The 14,395-nt window shown below is 63.2% G+C and carries 15 protein-coding genes; 6 read left to right on the top strand and 9 right to left on the bottom strand.

Annotated elements, in window-relative coordinates; all coding sequences use genetic code 11:
- The first annotated feature begins 17 nt into the window (after positions 1-17).
- Entirely contained in the window at positions 18-341 is a 324-nt protein-coding gene (locus QP803_RS12450; protein WP_284943797.1) for a DUF2218 domain-containing protein, read from the top strand.
- Between the two features lie 5 nt (positions 342-346).
- Here the strand turns inward: QP803_RS12450 and QP803_RS12445 are convergent, their stop codons facing one another.
- On the bottom strand, positions 347-1,432 hold the full coding sequence (locus tag QP803_RS12445) for a helix-turn-helix domain-containing protein (protein ID WP_284943796.1): 1,086 nt from the start codon (positions 1,430-1,432) through the stop codon (positions 347-349).
- A gap of 169 nt (positions 1,433-1,601) precedes the next feature.
- Between QP803_RS12445 and QP803_RS12440 the strand changes: the two genes are divergently transcribed.
- Entirely contained in the window at positions 1,602-2,645 is a 1,044-nt protein-coding gene (locus tag QP803_RS12440) for an alpha/beta hydrolase family protein (protein WP_284943795.1), read from the top strand.
- Between the two features lie 6 nt (positions 2,646-2,651).
- Positions 2,652-3,647, top strand: a complete 996-nt coding sequence (locus tag QP803_RS12435) for an alpha/beta hydrolase family protein (RefSeq protein ID WP_350356024.1) — start codon at positions 2,652-2,654, stop codon at positions 3,645-3,647.
- 5 nt (positions 3,648-3,652) lie between these two features.
- On the opposite strand, the gene QP803_RS12430 is transcribed toward QP803_RS12435, so the two are convergent.
- The 5 genes from QP803_RS12430 to QP803_RS12410 form a co-directional block, all read right to left on the bottom strand.
- The gene (locus QP803_RS12430) at positions 3,653-4,855 is read right to left on the bottom strand and encodes a pyridoxal phosphate-dependent aminotransferase (RefSeq protein ID WP_284943793.1); all 1,203 of its coding nucleotides are present in this window, start codon (positions 4,853-4,855) and stop codon (positions 3,653-3,655) included.
- 8 nt (positions 4,856-4,863) lie between these two features.
- The gene (locus QP803_RS12425) at positions 4,864-6,066 is read right to left on the bottom strand and encodes a pyridoxal phosphate-dependent aminotransferase (RefSeq protein ID WP_284943792.1); all 1,203 of its coding nucleotides are present in this window, start codon (positions 6,064-6,066) and stop codon (positions 4,864-4,866) included.
- A 93-nt stretch (positions 6,067-6,159) separates the two neighbouring features.
- The gene (locus QP803_RS12420; protein ID WP_284943791.1) at positions 6,160-7,332 is read right to left on the bottom strand and encodes an acetyl-CoA C-acetyltransferase; all 1,173 of its coding nucleotides are present in this window, start codon (positions 7,330-7,332) and stop codon (positions 6,160-6,162) included.
- An 81-nt stretch (positions 7,333-7,413) separates the two neighbouring features.
- A complete protein-coding gene (locus QP803_RS12415) occupies positions 7,414-8,523 on the bottom strand; it encodes an alpha/beta fold hydrolase (protein ID WP_284943790.1) in 1,110 nt (369 codons plus the stop codon).
- Positions 8,441-8,833 (bottom strand): hypothetical protein, encoded by a 393-nt coding sequence (locus QP803_RS12410; RefSeq protein ID WP_284943789.1) that lies wholly within the window; start codon positions 8,831-8,833, stop codon positions 8,441-8,443. The genes QP803_RS12415 and QP803_RS12410 overlap by 83 nt, the downstream gene beginning before the upstream one ends.
- Positions 8,834-8,966: 133 nt before the next feature.
- Here QP803_RS12410 and phaR point away from each other — a divergent pair, with 133 nt between their 5' ends.
- Positions 8,967-9,638, top strand: coding sequence for a polyhydroxyalkanoate synthesis repressor PhaR (gene phaR / locus QP803_RS12405; RefSeq protein ID WP_284943788.1), 672 nt, complete (start codon positions 8,967-8,969; stop codon positions 9,636-9,638).
- A gap of 134 nt (positions 9,639-9,772) precedes the next feature.
- Here phaR and QP803_RS12400 read toward each other — a convergent pair whose 3' ends face one another.
- The 3 genes from QP803_RS12400 to QP803_RS12390 all read right to left on the bottom strand — a co-directional run bounded on the left by QP803_RS12400 (position 9,773) and on the right by QP803_RS12390 (position 12,104).
- Positions 9,773-10,006: a hypothetical protein gene (locus QP803_RS12400; RefSeq protein WP_284943787.1), complete on the bottom strand. Its 234-nt coding sequence runs from the start codon at positions 10,004-10,006 to the stop codon at positions 9,773-9,775.
- A 321-nt stretch (positions 10,007-10,327) separates the two neighbouring features.
- Entirely contained in the window at positions 10,328-10,687 is a 360-nt protein-coding gene (locus tag QP803_RS12395) for a response regulator (RefSeq protein ID WP_284943786.1), read from the bottom strand.
- A gap of 166 nt (positions 10,688-10,853) precedes the next feature.
- The gene (locus QP803_RS12390; protein WP_284943785.1) at positions 10,854-12,104 is read right to left on the bottom strand and encodes an AGE family epimerase/isomerase; all 1,251 of its coding nucleotides are present in this window, start codon (positions 12,102-12,104) and stop codon (positions 10,854-10,856) included.
- A gap of 106 nt (positions 12,105-12,210) precedes the next feature.
- On the opposite strand from QP803_RS12390, the gene QP803_RS12385 reads away from it, so the two are divergent.
- Both QP803_RS12385 and QP803_RS12380 read left to right on the top strand, forming a co-directional pair.
- On the top strand, positions 12,211-12,861 hold the full coding sequence (locus tag QP803_RS12385) for a DUF1345 domain-containing protein (protein ID WP_284943784.1): 651 nt from the start codon (positions 12,211-12,213) through the stop codon (positions 12,859-12,861).
- Between the two features lie 245 nt (positions 12,862-13,106).
- Positions 13,107-14,375: a porin gene (locus QP803_RS12380; RefSeq protein ID WP_284943783.1), complete on the top strand. Its 1,269-nt coding sequence runs from the start codon at positions 13,107-13,109 to the stop codon at positions 14,373-14,375.
- The last annotated feature ends 20 nt before the right edge of the window (positions 14,376-14,395 follow it).

Raw genomic sequence — 14,395 nt, 5'->3', positions numbered from 1 at the left:
TGGAAAGGATCGAAACCATGGCGGACACAACGGACCGCGCGCTTCTAGTATCCGAGGCGTGGTGGGCGACGCCGATCAGCGCCCGCTACATGGCCCAGCTCTGCAAGCATTTCGCGCATAAAATCGCGGTAACGCTGAATGAGCGGGACGGGCGGATGGTTTTCGCCTTCGGCACCTGCGACGCGATCGCCGAGGAGACGGGGCTGCGGCTACGGGCTTCGGCGCCGGGCGAGGACGAACTGCATCAGCTGGAGGATGTGATCATCCGGCATTTGCAGCGCTTTGCCTTCCGAGACCTGACGGAGGAAGCGGCGGCGGCGATTCCTTGGGTTAGGCATTGAGCGTCTTACGAAACGCGTGACGGTGTTGTTCCACAGTCTGAAAGATCCGCGTTGCGATGCTCGTCGCCGCTCACCGACCCAGATTGGGTTCGCCAATCGCTTGGGTTCGTTCCTGTCACGCGCCGAAATTCGCGATTGAAATTGGACTTCGTCTGAAAGCCGACGTCGAACATGATAGTGGTCACTGCGAGCGACGTCGTTTTCAACAGATCGCAGGCCGCGGCGATACGATGGTCGTTGACATACTGGGAGACGTTTCTGGTCGTCAGTTGATTGATGGCCATGGAGATCCGCCGTGCGGGCATGCCGGCCTTCCGCGCAAGGCGGTCAAGATTGAGATTGGCGTCCCGGAATAACTTTTGCGTTCGCATGAGGTCGTCGATCGTCGCGAGGACTGCGTGATCCTCCTGATTGTCGATGAGCGGGGTGGTCTGAGGGGCGGCAACCGGCTCGGACTCAGGCCGACTCTTACCCGCAACGGATGCGGCATAGCCAAGCGCAAATAGGCCGATAAGATCGGCGACCGAGATGACCTGGGCGGCGTGGGCTCCGTGTGTCCATGCAACATCCCAGGCGATGAACGCGTCGATCAGGGCGGAGGCGACCAGGGCCGCCGCCGCAAGCTGAAGCGCCCGATACGCCGATAGCCCGACCTCAAGCCGGGCATGTCTCAAGCCGTCCGGACCGGATCGGGCCACCCAGAGAAGCGCTGCCGCGTAGCCGAAATCGATGGCGATGAGGGTGGCGTCGATCGGCTGCCGCCAGAACGCGACCAGCGAACCGACGACGCAGGCCGGCACGAGATGCATCCAGGCGATGGGAGGACGATGGGTCGTGCTTGGGGCGGTCAGGCTGCCGAAGCTCGCATAGACCAGCGGCGGGAGTGCTGCCGCCACGATCGGCATGACGGAGCGGATGGCTTCGACGCCATAGCCCCAGCGCAAACCCATGAGCGCCGATTGGACAGCACACGCGGCGATGAGGGTGAGAAAGGCGCGGTTTCCGGCTTGCGCCTCGTCGCGTCTGACGATGGAGGCGAAGAGGACCGCGAGAAAGGCGGCGGCCACGAAGGGCAGCGGGACAAAAAGCATGGATGGGGCAACCAGTGTCACGGGGGTGTCTGACCCACCATGCCCTCGATCACGATCCGGGACGACCCGAAACGCGATCTAGGTCGCGATGCGGCCGAGAATTGCGGCATGTCAGGCGGCCGTTCAGATCAAGGTTCGAGGTTGTTCAATGACGTGGTGCCCCGCCTTAATGCTTGTTTTAATCCTCGCGCTGTCCGTTGCCGGAAATGCGGCGGTCGCGGCGGCGCCGCCATCTAATCAAGGCGCGGTCGTCGGGGTGAAGATCATCGCAGTTTCCGTCCCGGAACGCGGTGCCGACATAGATGTCACCCTCTGGTATCCGGCGACTGGACCGGGCCGGAGCATCCTCGTCGGCGTTGGCAGCCCGTTATTCCAGGGGACAGCTGCCTTGGCCGGAGCTGCCATGGCGAAAGGGCGCTGGCCGCTGATCATCCTGTCGCAGGGCGGGTTGCGGTCCGGCGCCAATATCGGCGCATGGATGGCGTCCCGCCTTGCGGCCGGCGGGTTCATGGTCGCAATGCTGCGCCAACCGGACCCCACGCGCCTGACAGACGCGCAAACCTTGCCCGAACTCTGGCTCCGTCCGGCGGATGTTTCAGCGGCGTTGACGGGAATTTTGGGCGACGGCGCTCTGTCCACCCGGATCGATCAGAACCAGATCGGTGTATTGGGCTTTCAGATTGGTGGCACGGCCGCGCTGTCTCTCGCGGGCGGACTGCTGGATGATGCGCGTGTCAGAGCGTCTTGTGACGCAGGCGGCGTCGGTGTGGATTGCGGTCGTTTCCGCAAAGCGGGTCTCGATCTGCATACCGTCCGTCTTCCCCAGCTTGGCCGTTCAAATTTCGATACGCGCATCAAGGCGATCGTCGTGATCGATCCAGAATTCAGTCGCAGTTTCACGCCGAGGAGCCTTGCGCATATTTCGATCCCGGTCGGCCTCATCAACCTGGGCAACCCTGGCACGATGTGGCCGGGTCTGAACGCGGAAGGGCTGACACGCTTCATCCCGCAGGCCCGATACGCGGTCCTGTTCGATGCCCTCCAGTATAGTGCCTTTCCAGAGTGCAAGCCGGGAGCGTCCGCCAGACTAAGAGAGACTGGGGAGGAAGCGATCTGTGACGACACAAAGGGCGGACGGACTCGCGCACTGATTCATGCAGCGCTTGCGCAGAGTGTTGGCGCGATATTTCGCTCCGACTTCGCAGCCGATTAGCACGACATGACCCATCGTATGCGACGTTTCATCATACTCCTCATCTGCACGACCGCGCTGTTCGTTCGACCGGCCGGTGCTGTCGGATTTCAGACTACCACTGTTCCCGATCCACCTTTCGCGCCACTGGCCGTGGGCATTTGGTATCCGAGTGATGTCCCCGCGCCGGCGGAACCGAACGCACTGGTTCATCAGGCACTCGCACTGAACGGCAGCGTGTCGGGTCATCACCTGCCGCTCGTTATCATCTCGCACGGCAAGGGCGGTTGGCTGGGAGGACATGCCGATACAGCCTTCGCGCTCGCTGAGGCGGGCTTCGTGGCGGTGGCCGTGACCCATACCGGCGATAATCGCTTTGACGAAACTGCACCCGCCAGCAGATGGATGGTCGATCGCCCCAGGCATATCAGCCGCGTCATCGACTATATGCTCGGCCATTGGTCCGACCATGATCGGCTCGACCCCAAGCGCATCGGGATATTCGGCTTCTCCGCGGGCGCCTACACCGCCTTGGTGTCGATCGGTGGTGTCCCGGATATGGCCGCCGCAGCGGCGCATTGTGCCGCCGATCCCAGTGAGTTCGCCTGCACGCTTGGGACGTCAAAGGGCCGTCACACTGCGCGTGATTGGGTCCACGATCCGCGGATCATGGCCGCCGTGGTGGTGGCGCCGGGATTCGGTTTTGCATTCGGGGGCGACGCGCTGGCTCATGTCACTGTCCCGGTGCAGCTCTGGGCGGCATCGGAGGACCGCAACGTCCCCTATCGCTCGAACACGGCCATCGTTCGACGGGCGCTACCGCGACCTCCCGACTTCCATAGGGTCGATGGCGCCGGCCACTTCGCGTTTATGCAGCCATGTAACCCGAAGCTGAGACTGGCTCTTCCGAAGATTTGGGAGATGGTGTGCGTCGATCCTCCGGGCTTTGACCGCGCCCGATTTCATCACCAGTTTAACGATGCGATCGTCGCGTTCTTCCTGAAGTCACTGTCGGCACCATGAAGGCGTCAATCCAGCCCCTCGCAAAACCCCTTGATCCGCGCACAGGCTTCGATCAGGGACGCATCGTCCGTCGCGTAGCTGATGCGTACGTGTGGGCTCATGCCGAAGGCGCCGCCATGGACCAGGGCGACATAGGTCTCCTCCAGCAAAGCCATCGCGAAATCGCGGTCCGTGTCGATCATCCGGCCACCCGCGCTGCGCTTGCCGATGCAGCCAGCGACGGAGGGAAAGACATAGAAGGCGCCCTCGGGCACGGCGCAAGTCAGGCCTGGCGCCTGGCGCAGCAATCCCACCACCAGATCGCGGCGACGGTGATAGGCCGTGACCATCTCGGTTACCACGTCCTGCGGGGCGTCGAGCACGGCCGCCGCCGCCGCCTGGCCGATGGTTGAAATGCCAGCCGTCGCATGGCTTTGGATCACCGTCATGGCGCGGATCAGGGCCAATGGCCCGCCGCAGAAACCGATCCGCCAGCCGGTCATGGCATAGCTCTTCGACACGCCGGACATGACGAGAATGCGGTCCACAAGGTCCGGTGCCACAGCCGCGAGACTGACCGAGCCCAAACCATCATAGCGAAGATGTTCGTAGATCTCGTCTGAGAAAATCCAGACCTGCGGATGCTTTCGCAGCACCGCCGCCAAGGCACCCAGTTGCGCGGCGTCATAGGCGGCGCCGGTCGGATTGTTGGGTGAATTCAACACCACCCATTTGGTGCGGGAGGTGATCGCCGCGTCCAGATCCTCAGGCCGCAAACGAAAGCCGTTATTCTCGGGGCAGGACACCAGCACCGAAACGCCGCCGAGAAGTTGCGCGGTCAAGGCATAGGATGACCAATAGGGTGAGGGGATAACCACCTCATCACCCTCATCGAGGGTCGCCGCGAAGGCGTTGAAGATCGCCTGCTTGCCGCCATTGCTCACCATGATCTGGTTGAGCGGGAAATCGAGCCTCTGGTCACGCTGAAATTTCCGCTGCACCGCCGCCTTGAGGGCGGCCGTGCCATCGACGGGCGGATATTTCGTCAGTCCATCCAGCGCCGCGCGATGGGCGGCCTCGATCGCGACCGGCGGGGTCGGAAAATCCGGCTCACCGATCGCGAGAGAGATGACGTCATGCCCGGCGGCGCGCATCTCCCGCGCACGCGTGGACATCAGCACGGCGGCGGCCGTTTCCGCGCGACCGAGCCGCGCGGCGAGTGCGGGCATCGCCTGACCTATGCCAGCCCCTCACAGAAATGCTGGATGCGCTCACAGGCTTTGATGAGCGAGTCGGTATCGGTCGCGTAACTGATGCGGAAATGCCCCGGATAGACGAAGGCGGAGCCATGCACGGCGGCGACGCCTTCTTCTTCCAGCAGCGCGATGACGAAGCTCTCGTCGTCGGAAATCACCGCCCCACCACGCGTGGTCTTGCCAATGCAGCCGTGGATCGACGGGAAGACGTAGAAGGCGCCCTCCGGCGTCGCGCAATTGAGGCCCGGCGCGCGGTTGAGCCTCTCAACCACGATGTCACGCCGCTCCTTATAGACCGCCACCATGTCGGCGATGAAGCCCTGGTCGCCGTTCAGTGCCTCGACCGCTGCTGCCTGGCTGATGCTGCTTGTGTTCGACGTCGATTGGCTCTGAAGCTTGTCCATCGCCTTGATCAACGCGACCGGCCCGCCGCAGAAGCCGATGCGCCAACCGGTCATCGCATAGGCCTTGCTGCAACCGTTCATGGTCAGCGTGCGGTCCTTCAGCTTCGGCTCGACCTGGGCGAGCGTCGCCGGCACGAAACCATCATAGACGAGCTTTTCGTAGATATCGTCAGTCAGAACCCAAATATCGGGATGACGCAGCAGCACATCCGCGATCGGGCGCAGTTCCTCGGCGGTATAGGCGGCGCCGGTCGGGTTGCAGGGGCTGTTGATCATCAGCCACTTGGTGCGCGGCGTGATGGCGGCTTCCAGATCCTCGGCGCGCAGCTTGAAGCCGTTGTTCTGGCTGCAGGGAACGATGACCGGGGTGCCATCTGCGAGGGACACGATGTCGGGGTAGCTGACCCAGCAGGGCGAGGGGATGATCACCTCGTCGCCCGCGTTCAGGGTCGCGACCATGGCGTTATAGATGACCTGCTTGCCGCCGGTGGAGACCATGATCTCAGCCGGCGTGTAATCCAGCCCGCTGTCGCGCTTGAACTTGGCGGCCACAGCCGCGCGCAGCGCCGCCGTGCCCGCGACATCGGTGTATTTGGTGTCACCGGCCTCGATAGCGCGGATGGCGGCGGCTTTCACATTGGCGGGCGTGTCGAAATCCGGCTCGCCGGCCGAGAGGCTGATGATATCCCGCCCCGCCGCTTTCAGCGCCCGCGCCTTGGAGGAAATGGCGATCGTCTGGCTCGGACTGATACGGTTGAGTCGTTCGGCGGTCAGGCTCACGTCGAAAGCACCTTTGCGAATGAAAACGCCGCTGACCCTACTGCCGGGCCTGCGCGCCCGGCAATCGCCGGATGCGCAGATCAGCCGGCAAGGCTAGCGTTCGACGCACATGGCAACGCCCATGCCGCCGCCGATGCAGAGCGTGGCGAGGCCCTTATGGGCGTCGCGCTTGCGCATCTCATGCAGCAGCGTCGTCAGCACCCGCGCGCCCGAGGCGCCGATGGGGTGGCCGATGGCGATGGCGCCGCCATTGACGTTCACCTTTGCCGGATCCCAGCCCATCTGCTGGTTGACGGCACAGGCCTGCGCGGCGAAGGCCTCATTCGCCTCGACGAGATCGAGGTCGGCGACCTTCCAGCCGGCGCGGGTCAGCGCCTTGGGTGAGGCCGCGATCGGCCCCGTGCCCATCACCTTGGGATCGACGCCGGCCGTCGCGAAGGAGGCGATGCGGGCGAGGGGCGTGAGGCCCCGGCGGGCTGCTTCCGTCGCGGACATGACAATGAGCACGGCCGCGCCGTCATTGAGGCCGGAGGCATTGCCGGCGGTGACCGTGCCGTCCTTGCTGAAGGCGGGGCGCAGTTTGGCCATGCTCTCCGCGGAGGAATCGTGGCGGATATATTCATCCTCACTGACGACCGTGTCGCCTTTGCGGCCCTTCACGGTGACGGGCGCGATCTCATCGGTAAAGCGGCCGGCCTTCTGCGCCGCGCTCGCCTTGGTCTGGGACGCGACGGCGAAGTCATCCTGCTGCTGGCGCGTGATCTGGAACTGGGTCGCGACATTCTCGGCCGTGGTGCCCATGTGGTAGCCATTGAAGGCATCCCATAGCCCGTCCTTGATCATGGTATCGACCAGGCCGAGATCGCCCATCTTCGTGCCGGCGCGCAGATAGGCGCAGTGGGTCGACAGGCTCATGCTTTCCTGGCCGCCGGCGATGACGATATCGCTCTGCCCGGTCTGGATCTGCTGGGCCGCGAGGGCCACCGCCCGCAGGCCGGACCCGCAGACCTGATTGATGCCGAAGGCGGTGCGGCCTTCGGGAATGCCGGCGAGGATGGCGGCCTGGCGGGCCGGGTTCTGGCCCTGACCGGCGGTCAGCACCTGGCCGAGGATGACCTCGTCGATTTCGTCTGCCGAGATGCCGGCCCGCTCCAGTGCTGCCTTTATGGCGATCATGCCGAGGGTATGGGCGGGGACGGTTGAGAAGGCGCCGTTAAAGCTGCCCACCGGTGTCCGTGCGGCGGAGACGATGACGATGTCGTCCATGGCGATGCTCCCGAAATTTTTTGGTCTCGAAGATGTAGGACGCTGCTCGGCGATCGGCCATATGCCGAACCGAAAACCTGGTCAGCCTTCTATGCTGCGGCACCAATCGCGCAGCGGCCGCCACAGTTCGCGCTCCGCCCGGCTGCCCGCCGCCATGCCGACATGCCCGGCGGCCGGCTGATGCAGCGTGGCGCGGGGAATGAGATCGGCCAGGGGCCGCGCCGAACCGGGGGGCACGATGCGGTCCCGGTTGGGGATGGCGATGAAGGTGGGCTGGGTCACCGCCGCCGGATCGACCACCGCGCCCGCGACGGTCCAAAGCCCGCGCGCCGTCGTGTTCTGGCCGTACCATTCGCCCAGGCAGGTGCGGGCGACGGGGGCGGCGAGGGGCACGCCGTCATTCAGCCAATCCTCGATTGCGACGAACAGCCGCGCCGGCGCACCTTGCTGGTCCAGCCGCGCGAAGCCCCGATATTTATGGGGTGTGTCGAAAGGGTCCAGGCAGGCGAACAGCATCTGCAACAGGTCGGTGGCCAAGGTTCCCGTCACGCTCATGGCGGTTTCGATTACCGGGAGAAGACCCGTGAGGGAGCGCGCGCGATCCGCGTCCTCGGCGTGAAAATCCCAAGGCGTGGCGAGCAGCGCCAGACCACGCACCAGATCGGGCCGTCGCAGCGCCGCCGCCAGCGTCAGCAAGCCGCCCATGCAATAGCCGACGAGAATGACCGGCCGCCTGATGGAAAGCAGCGCCCGCTCAAGCCGGCCGGCAATATAGTCGGTCAGCGTGAACCGCCGCTCCATCTCGCCCGGCGTATCCCAATCGAGCAGCAGCGGGCGCAGACCCTGTGCGGCGAGGTAGCGCATCAGGGACTTACCGGGCATGAGGTCGAGGATGGTGGCGCGGTTGATCAGGCTCGGCACGACGAGGATGAGCGGCCCGTCGCTGTCCGGCGCGTAGTCCAGCAGCGTGGTGGTGCCTTCGCGCCAGCGCGCCGTGGGCTCTTCCATCGCGCGTCGATAGGGATGGCGGCGATAGGCCGCGATCCCGGCGAGGAAGGCGCGGTCCTGCGCCCAGGTTTCTGTCAGCAACGCCTGGGCGAAGCGGGCGTCAGCCCCTGGACCGGCTTGGGCGATGCGGGCGACGATGGTCGCCAGCGGGTCTTGGGCGCTGCTCGGCCAAGTGGCGCTCAAGCTCGGCCACGCGCCGTTCGAGACGGCCGATCTCATCATCGCGAGCGACAGGTGCAGCATCAACGGCCGCGGGCCCCGGCGCATGAGGGGTCCCGGCAGATTTGGGCGCGGATTCATGGCCGCGACTGGGCGTTTGCCGCACCATCGCCTGGGCGGCGTTCGCCCACAGCGCCAACATCGCGCCCCAGGCGTGCTGCGTTTCCGGATCCGTCATGAAGGCCGTTATTTCGCTTTGCCATAGGGCAATCCAATCCTCGGCCAGGGCACGAAAGTCATCATCCTCGGCCGGTGGCGCGTCGCCGTCATCCATGTCCTGTCACTACTCCTGCACGCCAAGACGTCGCCCGTTTGGCGTGTGAGCCACCACCAATAAGGCGAAATAGAGGCTATCGCCGTGCCTTGGTGTCTATGCTACAACGTTCAGCCGAGTCTGAGGTCATACGATGCCGCAGCCTGAAATTACCTCCTCCGCACAGGACGCCGCCGCCAAACCGCCGGTTGTCGTCAAAAAATACGCCAATAGGCGACTCTATAATACCGAGAGTTCCAGCTACATCACGCTGGACACGCTGGCGACGATGGTGCGCGAGGGTCGCGATTTCATCGTCTATGACGCGAAGTCGGGCGAGGACATCACACGCAGCGTGCTGACCCAGATCATTGTCGAAGAAGAGAGCAAGGGCAGCGCCCTGCTGCCCACAGCGTTCTTGCGGAACCTTATCGGCTTTTATGGCGACAGTATGCAGGGCGCGGTGCCCCGCTATCTGGAGCAGTCGATGGCGAGCTTCACGGCCCAGCAGCAGCAGCTCCGCCAGACGATGCAGCAGACCGTTGGCAACCTCTTTCCCTTCGATATCGAGCAGATGGGCCGCCAGAACATGGCGATGATCGAACGGGCGATGAGCCTGTTCAGCCCCTTCTATCGTGGCACTGAAGTGCCGGCCGAAACGGTGGACAGTGCCAGCAACGCCATTCCCCCCGATCTCGGTCATGAGGTTGCAGTGTTGCGTGGTGAACTTGCGCGTCTCCAGAAGGAATTGCGCGACACCCGCGCCCAGGTCGCTGCCGAGACGCCCGAGATCAAGACCTTGAAGAGCAAGACGGCTGCCGATTAATCCTCATCCCCGCATCGTCATCGCCCGACTTGATCGGGGGATGACGATGCGGCGGCCCAACGGCGTTTGGGCGCTTTAACGGGTAGGCCCCGGATCAAGTCCGGGGGTGACGATTCTTTTCGGTTATTGGCGCCCTATTCAGCCATCGCGTTCAAGTAATCGAGCCGCCGCGCGAACTCGAGCTGCTGCGGCGCAAGATCCGATGCGCGCCGCGCCGCCATGGTGGCTTGCGCCACATCGCCACCTGCCAAGAGAACCGTCGCGGCATTGTTGTGGCTATTGGCGTCCAAAGGATTGGCGGCGATCGCCTGCTCGGCATAGTCCCGCGCGACCACAAGGTCGCCCCTGCGCATGGCGATATCGCTCATCCGCCGGAGCATTCCGACATTGCGGGGGGAGAGCGCAATGCCCTTCAGGGTCGCGTCCTCTGCCGCCGCGAGATTACCGTGCTGGAGGTGCAGCCCCGCGATGTGATTGTGGTTTTCGCCATCATAGGGACTCGTCTCGATCGCGTGTCTCGCCCATTTGAACGGTGTGGTGTCCGGCGCTGGCGAGGCTCAACCTCTTCAGAACTTGGGAACTGAAATAGCGGAGGTACTTTCCGCAGTGCAACCAAAATGGAAAGCCCCCGCAAATCGAGCCGCCTACGTCACCTGAACCTGGATGATCGGGCCACTCCAGCGCGGCCTTCAAGCGGCGAGTGCGGCCCGAACAGCCTCGATCAATCGGCTCGGCTTATAGGGCTTCACGAGCATTGATATGCGCCCACCGGGAAGATCGGCTTTGCCTAAGGCATCCGGTCGGCCGGTTGTGTAGATGATTGGTACAGCAGGGAATCTCTCGCGCACAACGCGGGCAAGAGAAATCCCATCGGTGCGACCCGGCATGTGGATATCAGTCACGAGAACTTTGAAGAACGGCGACACCGTCATCATGCCAAGTGCCTCGTCACCCGTCTCAGCGGAGGTCACTTCAAAGCCCGCATCCATCAACTCTTCAGCCATGATGGTGCGAATGAGCCATTCATCCTCGACGAGGAGAATGCACATCAAATCCGCGTCCGCTCGCGTGAGGGTGTCCTGGCCATCCGTGAGGCAAAAGATGTGCTCACAACGTCGTCATTTCAAGACTTGTTTTTTACGCTGTGACCGCTCATCGCATGCGTGTGCAGCGATGCCCCAAGCGAATAGACATGCAACCGAAAGGCGAGTTTTGTTAGCCTCTCCGCGCCATCTGTCCCAGACTACCGCGCGCGGGATACAGCGGGATCAGCAGACTTTGGAGCAGGTGATAGATATCGGGCTTGCCAACAAAGAAGCGTGGCCGAGGCATGAGGCTGTCATCCAACTCGGGATGCCAGCCACCGTTCAGAGGATCGGCCAGATGCACGGCCACCCAGTCCCATACGCGTCTGTACCAAGTCTCGTAAAAGGGATCGCCTGAGCGGTCGCCGAGGAAGGCGGCGGCTGCGATCGCCTCGCAGCACGGCCACCAGAGGCGGTCGCGAATGAGCGGGGCGCCTTGGTAATCCAGGGTGTAGTAGAAGCCACCCGCAGCCTCATCCCAACCGTCCGTGACCGCTTGGCGGAACAGCGCACGTGCGGCTTGGGGCAGCCAGGGCAGGCGCTCACCGCCCAGGACGTGAAGCTGGCTCAGAAGGCGGGACCATTCCAAGGCGTGACCGGGGGTGGTGCCGAACGGCCGAAACATGTCCGAGCCACGATACGCGATATCCGGCTGCCACGCGGCATCGAAATGCTCGATCACGCGCCAGCCATGGCCGCGGGCAAGGCGCCCGATGATCAGATCGGCGATTTGCTCCGCCATCGTGAGGTAGGTGACATCCCTTGTCGCCTCGAAGGCCGCCATCAGCGCCTCCGTCAGATGCATATTCGCGTTTTGGCCGCGATAGCCGCTGATCGGGGTCCAGTCGGCGGCGAATTCCTCCGCCGAGGCGCCGTGATCCGGCTCCCAGAACCGCTCGGTGATGACTGCGGTAACATCGGCCAGTATGCGATCGGCCTCGGTATAGCCCGCCATCTTGGCCGATGATGCGGCGAGGAGAACGAAGGCATGGCCGTAGGCCTGTTTGCTGCCATCCGATGCCGGGCCGAATTGCCAGTGATAGCCGCCGCGCCCGGCGTCACGGTGGTGATCCCACAGTGCTGAGAGGCCGTGGCGAATGATCGCGTCTGCGCCCGGCCGGCCCAGCATCCGCCCGATCGCGAAGCAGTGGACAAGGCGGGTCGTCGTAACGAGTTCGCGGATCGGCGTGTCCCGTCGCGGCTGGCCTGCGAGGTCGAGGTCGAAGAAGCCGCCGGCCGGATCGATGGATGTGAATTGGAACTGGTCGAGCAGGGCAGCGGCGCGGGTTTCGAGCCATGCCCGATGATGGGGCCGCGTCACCCATCTCGATCCCAGGTCGGGTGATCCCATGCCGGCATCCGTGTCCACTGGCTGCGTCATGGCGCGCTCTTTTCCCGTTTCCGAGAGCGTCCAGTCGCAGAGTCCCGCAATGCTTGCAAGCGGGGAGGCGACCTGCCCAAAACACGGTTCAGACAAAGGACCTTCCATGCCCAACGTCACCGCGATCCTCTTCGGGCGACCTCGCCTGCTCATCTCCATTCTCGTCACAGTGGTCGCCGCGGTGCTCCTGCCGCCCAGTAAGATGCACTATGTCATCGCGTGGGATTTAGGCGCGGCGCTCTTCCTCTGTCTGTGGTTCATCAAGATGCAGCGTACACCGCCGAGCCAGATGCCGGCCAATGCGAAGGCGCAGCAGGATGGGGAGTGGACAGTCTTCGCCTTGTCGCTGGCGGCGGTGGTTGCGAGTGTCTTCGTCATCTTCACGCAGTTCCACGGCATCCAATCTCTGAAGGGCGCGGCGCGTGCCCAACATCTTGTGTTGGTCGTCATCACGCTGCTGCTGTCGTGGTTGGTGATGCAGGTTATCTTCGCACTGCGTTACGCGCATGAATATTATACGATTTCCGACGGAAGCACCTCGGCCGATGGTGGCCTCGACTTTCCGCATGAAACCGAGCCGGACTATTTCGACTTTCTGTATTTCGGATTGGTGCTCGGCATGACGTTCCAGGTTTCCGATGTCGATATCACGTCACGCAAACTTCGCCGCCTCGCAACGCTCCAGGGCTTCGTGAGCTTTCTCTTCAACACCGTCATTCTCGCCCTGACCGTCAACTTGATGGCAGGACTTTTGTAACGCGTTCACAAAACTTGAGATCGACACAGAAACATTCCGAATTCATAATGGGAGAGATGGTGCTGCGTGAATGACACCCATACAGTTTTTGGGCGTAATCAAAGGCATCCACACCGTTGCTCTCGGCTGCGTGAGGCGCTTAAACCATACGGCGCCTTCATCAATACGTCATGTCGTGTTGATGGGCCGACGATGGCCGATGGTGGACATCGCATTCGGCTGTCTCGGCGGAAGAGGAGATCGTTATGCGTAAGTTACTATTGGCCTGCGCCGCTACGCTGACAGGCGTTGCAGGCATGGCGAGCATTACCTCGGCAATGGCGCAAACAGCGACACCCGGAAGTGTGACGGTCCGTTTAAACGGTCGCGTCAACTGGTACGCCGGAGTTGAATCGTCATCTCTCGACAGCATCGGCGGCACCAAGACGAGCACCGCGCAGTTCAGCGGTTATATGCGTCTGTTTCCAGGCTTCGACGGTGTTGCGTCCAACGGCTTGCATTATGGCGCGGCCGCTGAAATCCGCATCAACGGCGGCAATAGCGGTGCCAGTTCCGAGACCCTGTTTGTTCACCAGGCGTATGGCTATCTCGGCCTGCCGCAGCTCGGCCAGATCAGCTTCGGCCAGGAGAACGGCCCGACCGTCATTTTCCAGACCGGCACCTTCGAAGGCTTCAACGATGGTGGCTGGGACGGTGACATCTCCGCGCAGATCCCCTCCGCAGCGCAGCCGATCTATCCCTTCACGGATAACAGCGGCCTGACGCAAGAGACGGATAAGATCGTCTATCTGTCCCCCAGCATCTCTGGCTTCCAGTTCGGTGTAGGCTATGAGCCCAACCACACCGCCGAAAACGTCACTGATCCGGTGGTCTCCAGTCCCAACCTCACCCTGGGCGGCACGCCGCGCAACCTGATCGATGTCGGTGGCCAGTACACCCAAAAGTTCGGACCGATCGGCGTTCAGGTCGGTGCGGATTACATGTATGCCGGCCAAGTGTCCTACACGGGCGGTTCGGTCGCCAATACCGCGACCTCCTATCACGATCTCAGCATCCTCTCCGGCGGCGCGACCGTCACCTATGGCGGCCTGACCTTCGGCGGCAATTCCGTCTACGGCGACTTCAACCAAGTGACCGGCTACACCTTCGAGCTGGAGCCCGAGGGCGGCAAGGCGGCCGTTGGCTGGTTGGCCGGTGCGCAATACACGATGGGTCCGGCCGTGGTTGGCGCAAGCTTCTTCCGCTTCGACACGACGGGTGATCTGCCCGGCGGCATCGATGCCGGCAGCGGTGCGACGATCACGCCGGCAGGCCTCACGACGGGTCAGCAGAGCAACACCGGCGTCGCCGTGGGCGGCACCTATACGCTGGTTCCTGGCGTCAGTCTCTTCGTCGATTACGACTACGGTTTCCGCAAGCAGGGTGGCTATAACTTCGCCACCGGCGATGCCGGCAACGACCATAACTACGTGCAGTCGCAGCTCTTCGGCGTCGGCTCGCAGATTCAGTGGTAAAAGCCTGAGTCTCTGACGGT

Origin of the sequence: Acidisoma sp. PAMC 29798, from assembly GCF_030252425.1 — a bacterium.
Lineage (GTDB): Bacteria > Pseudomonadota > Alphaproteobacteria > Acetobacterales > Acetobacteraceae > Acidisoma > Acidisoma cladoniae.
This window is presented reverse-complemented; position numbering and strand designations above follow the sequence as displayed.

What these genes read in the sequence shown, in the direction of transcription:
- QP803_RS12385 (WP_284943784.1), top strand. Translation starts at nt 12,211, where the DNA reads ATGCCCAACGTCACCGCGATCCTCTTCGGGCGACCTCGCCTGCTCATC.
- QP803_RS12410 (WP_284943789.1), bottom strand. Translation starts at nt 8,833, where the DNA reads ATGGATGACGGCGACGCGCCACCGGCCGAGGATGATGACTTTCGTGCC.
- QP803_RS12430 (WP_284943793.1), bottom strand. Translation starts at nt 4,855, where the DNA reads ATGCCCGCACTCGCCGCGCGGCTCGGTCGCGCGGAAACGGCCGCCGCC.
- phaR (WP_284943788.1), top strand. Translation starts at nt 8,967, where the DNA reads ATGCCGCAGCCTGAAATTACCTCCTCCGCACAGGACGCCGCCGCCAAA.
- QP803_RS12445 (WP_284943796.1), bottom strand. Translation starts at nt 1,432, where the DNA reads ATGCTTTTTGTCCCGCTGCCCTTCGTGGCCGCCGCCTTTCTCGCGGTC.
- QP803_RS12420 (WP_284943791.1), bottom strand. Translation starts at nt 7,332, where the DNA reads ATGGACGACATCGTCATCGTCTCCGCCGCACGGACACCGGTGGGCAGC.
- QP803_RS12380 (WP_284943783.1), top strand. Translation starts at nt 13,107, where the DNA reads ATGCGTAAGTTACTATTGGCCTGCGCCGCTACGCTGACAGGCGTTGCA.
- QP803_RS12435 (WP_350356024.1), top strand. Translation starts at nt 2,652, where the DNA reads ATGACCCATCGTATGCGACGTTTCATCATACTCCTCATCTGCACGACC.
- QP803_RS12395 (WP_284943786.1), bottom strand. Translation starts at nt 10,687, where the DNA reads ATGTGCATTCTCCTCGTCGAGGATGAATGGCTCATTCGCACCATCATG.
- QP803_RS12400 (WP_284943787.1), bottom strand. Translation starts at nt 10,006, where the DNA reads ATGAGCGATATCGCCATGCGCAGGGGCGACCTTGTGGTCGCGCGGGAC.
- QP803_RS12390 (WP_284943785.1), bottom strand. Translation starts at nt 12,104, where the DNA reads ATGACGCAGCCAGTGGACACGGATGCCGGCATGGGATCACCCGACCTG.
- QP803_RS12450 (WP_284943797.1), top strand. Translation starts at nt 18, where the DNA reads ATGGCGGACACAACGGACCGCGCGCTTCTAGTATCCGAGGCGTGGTGG.
- QP803_RS12440 (WP_284943795.1), top strand. Translation starts at nt 1,602, where the DNA reads ATGCTTGTTTTAATCCTCGCGCTGTCCGTTGCCGGAAATGCGGCGGTC.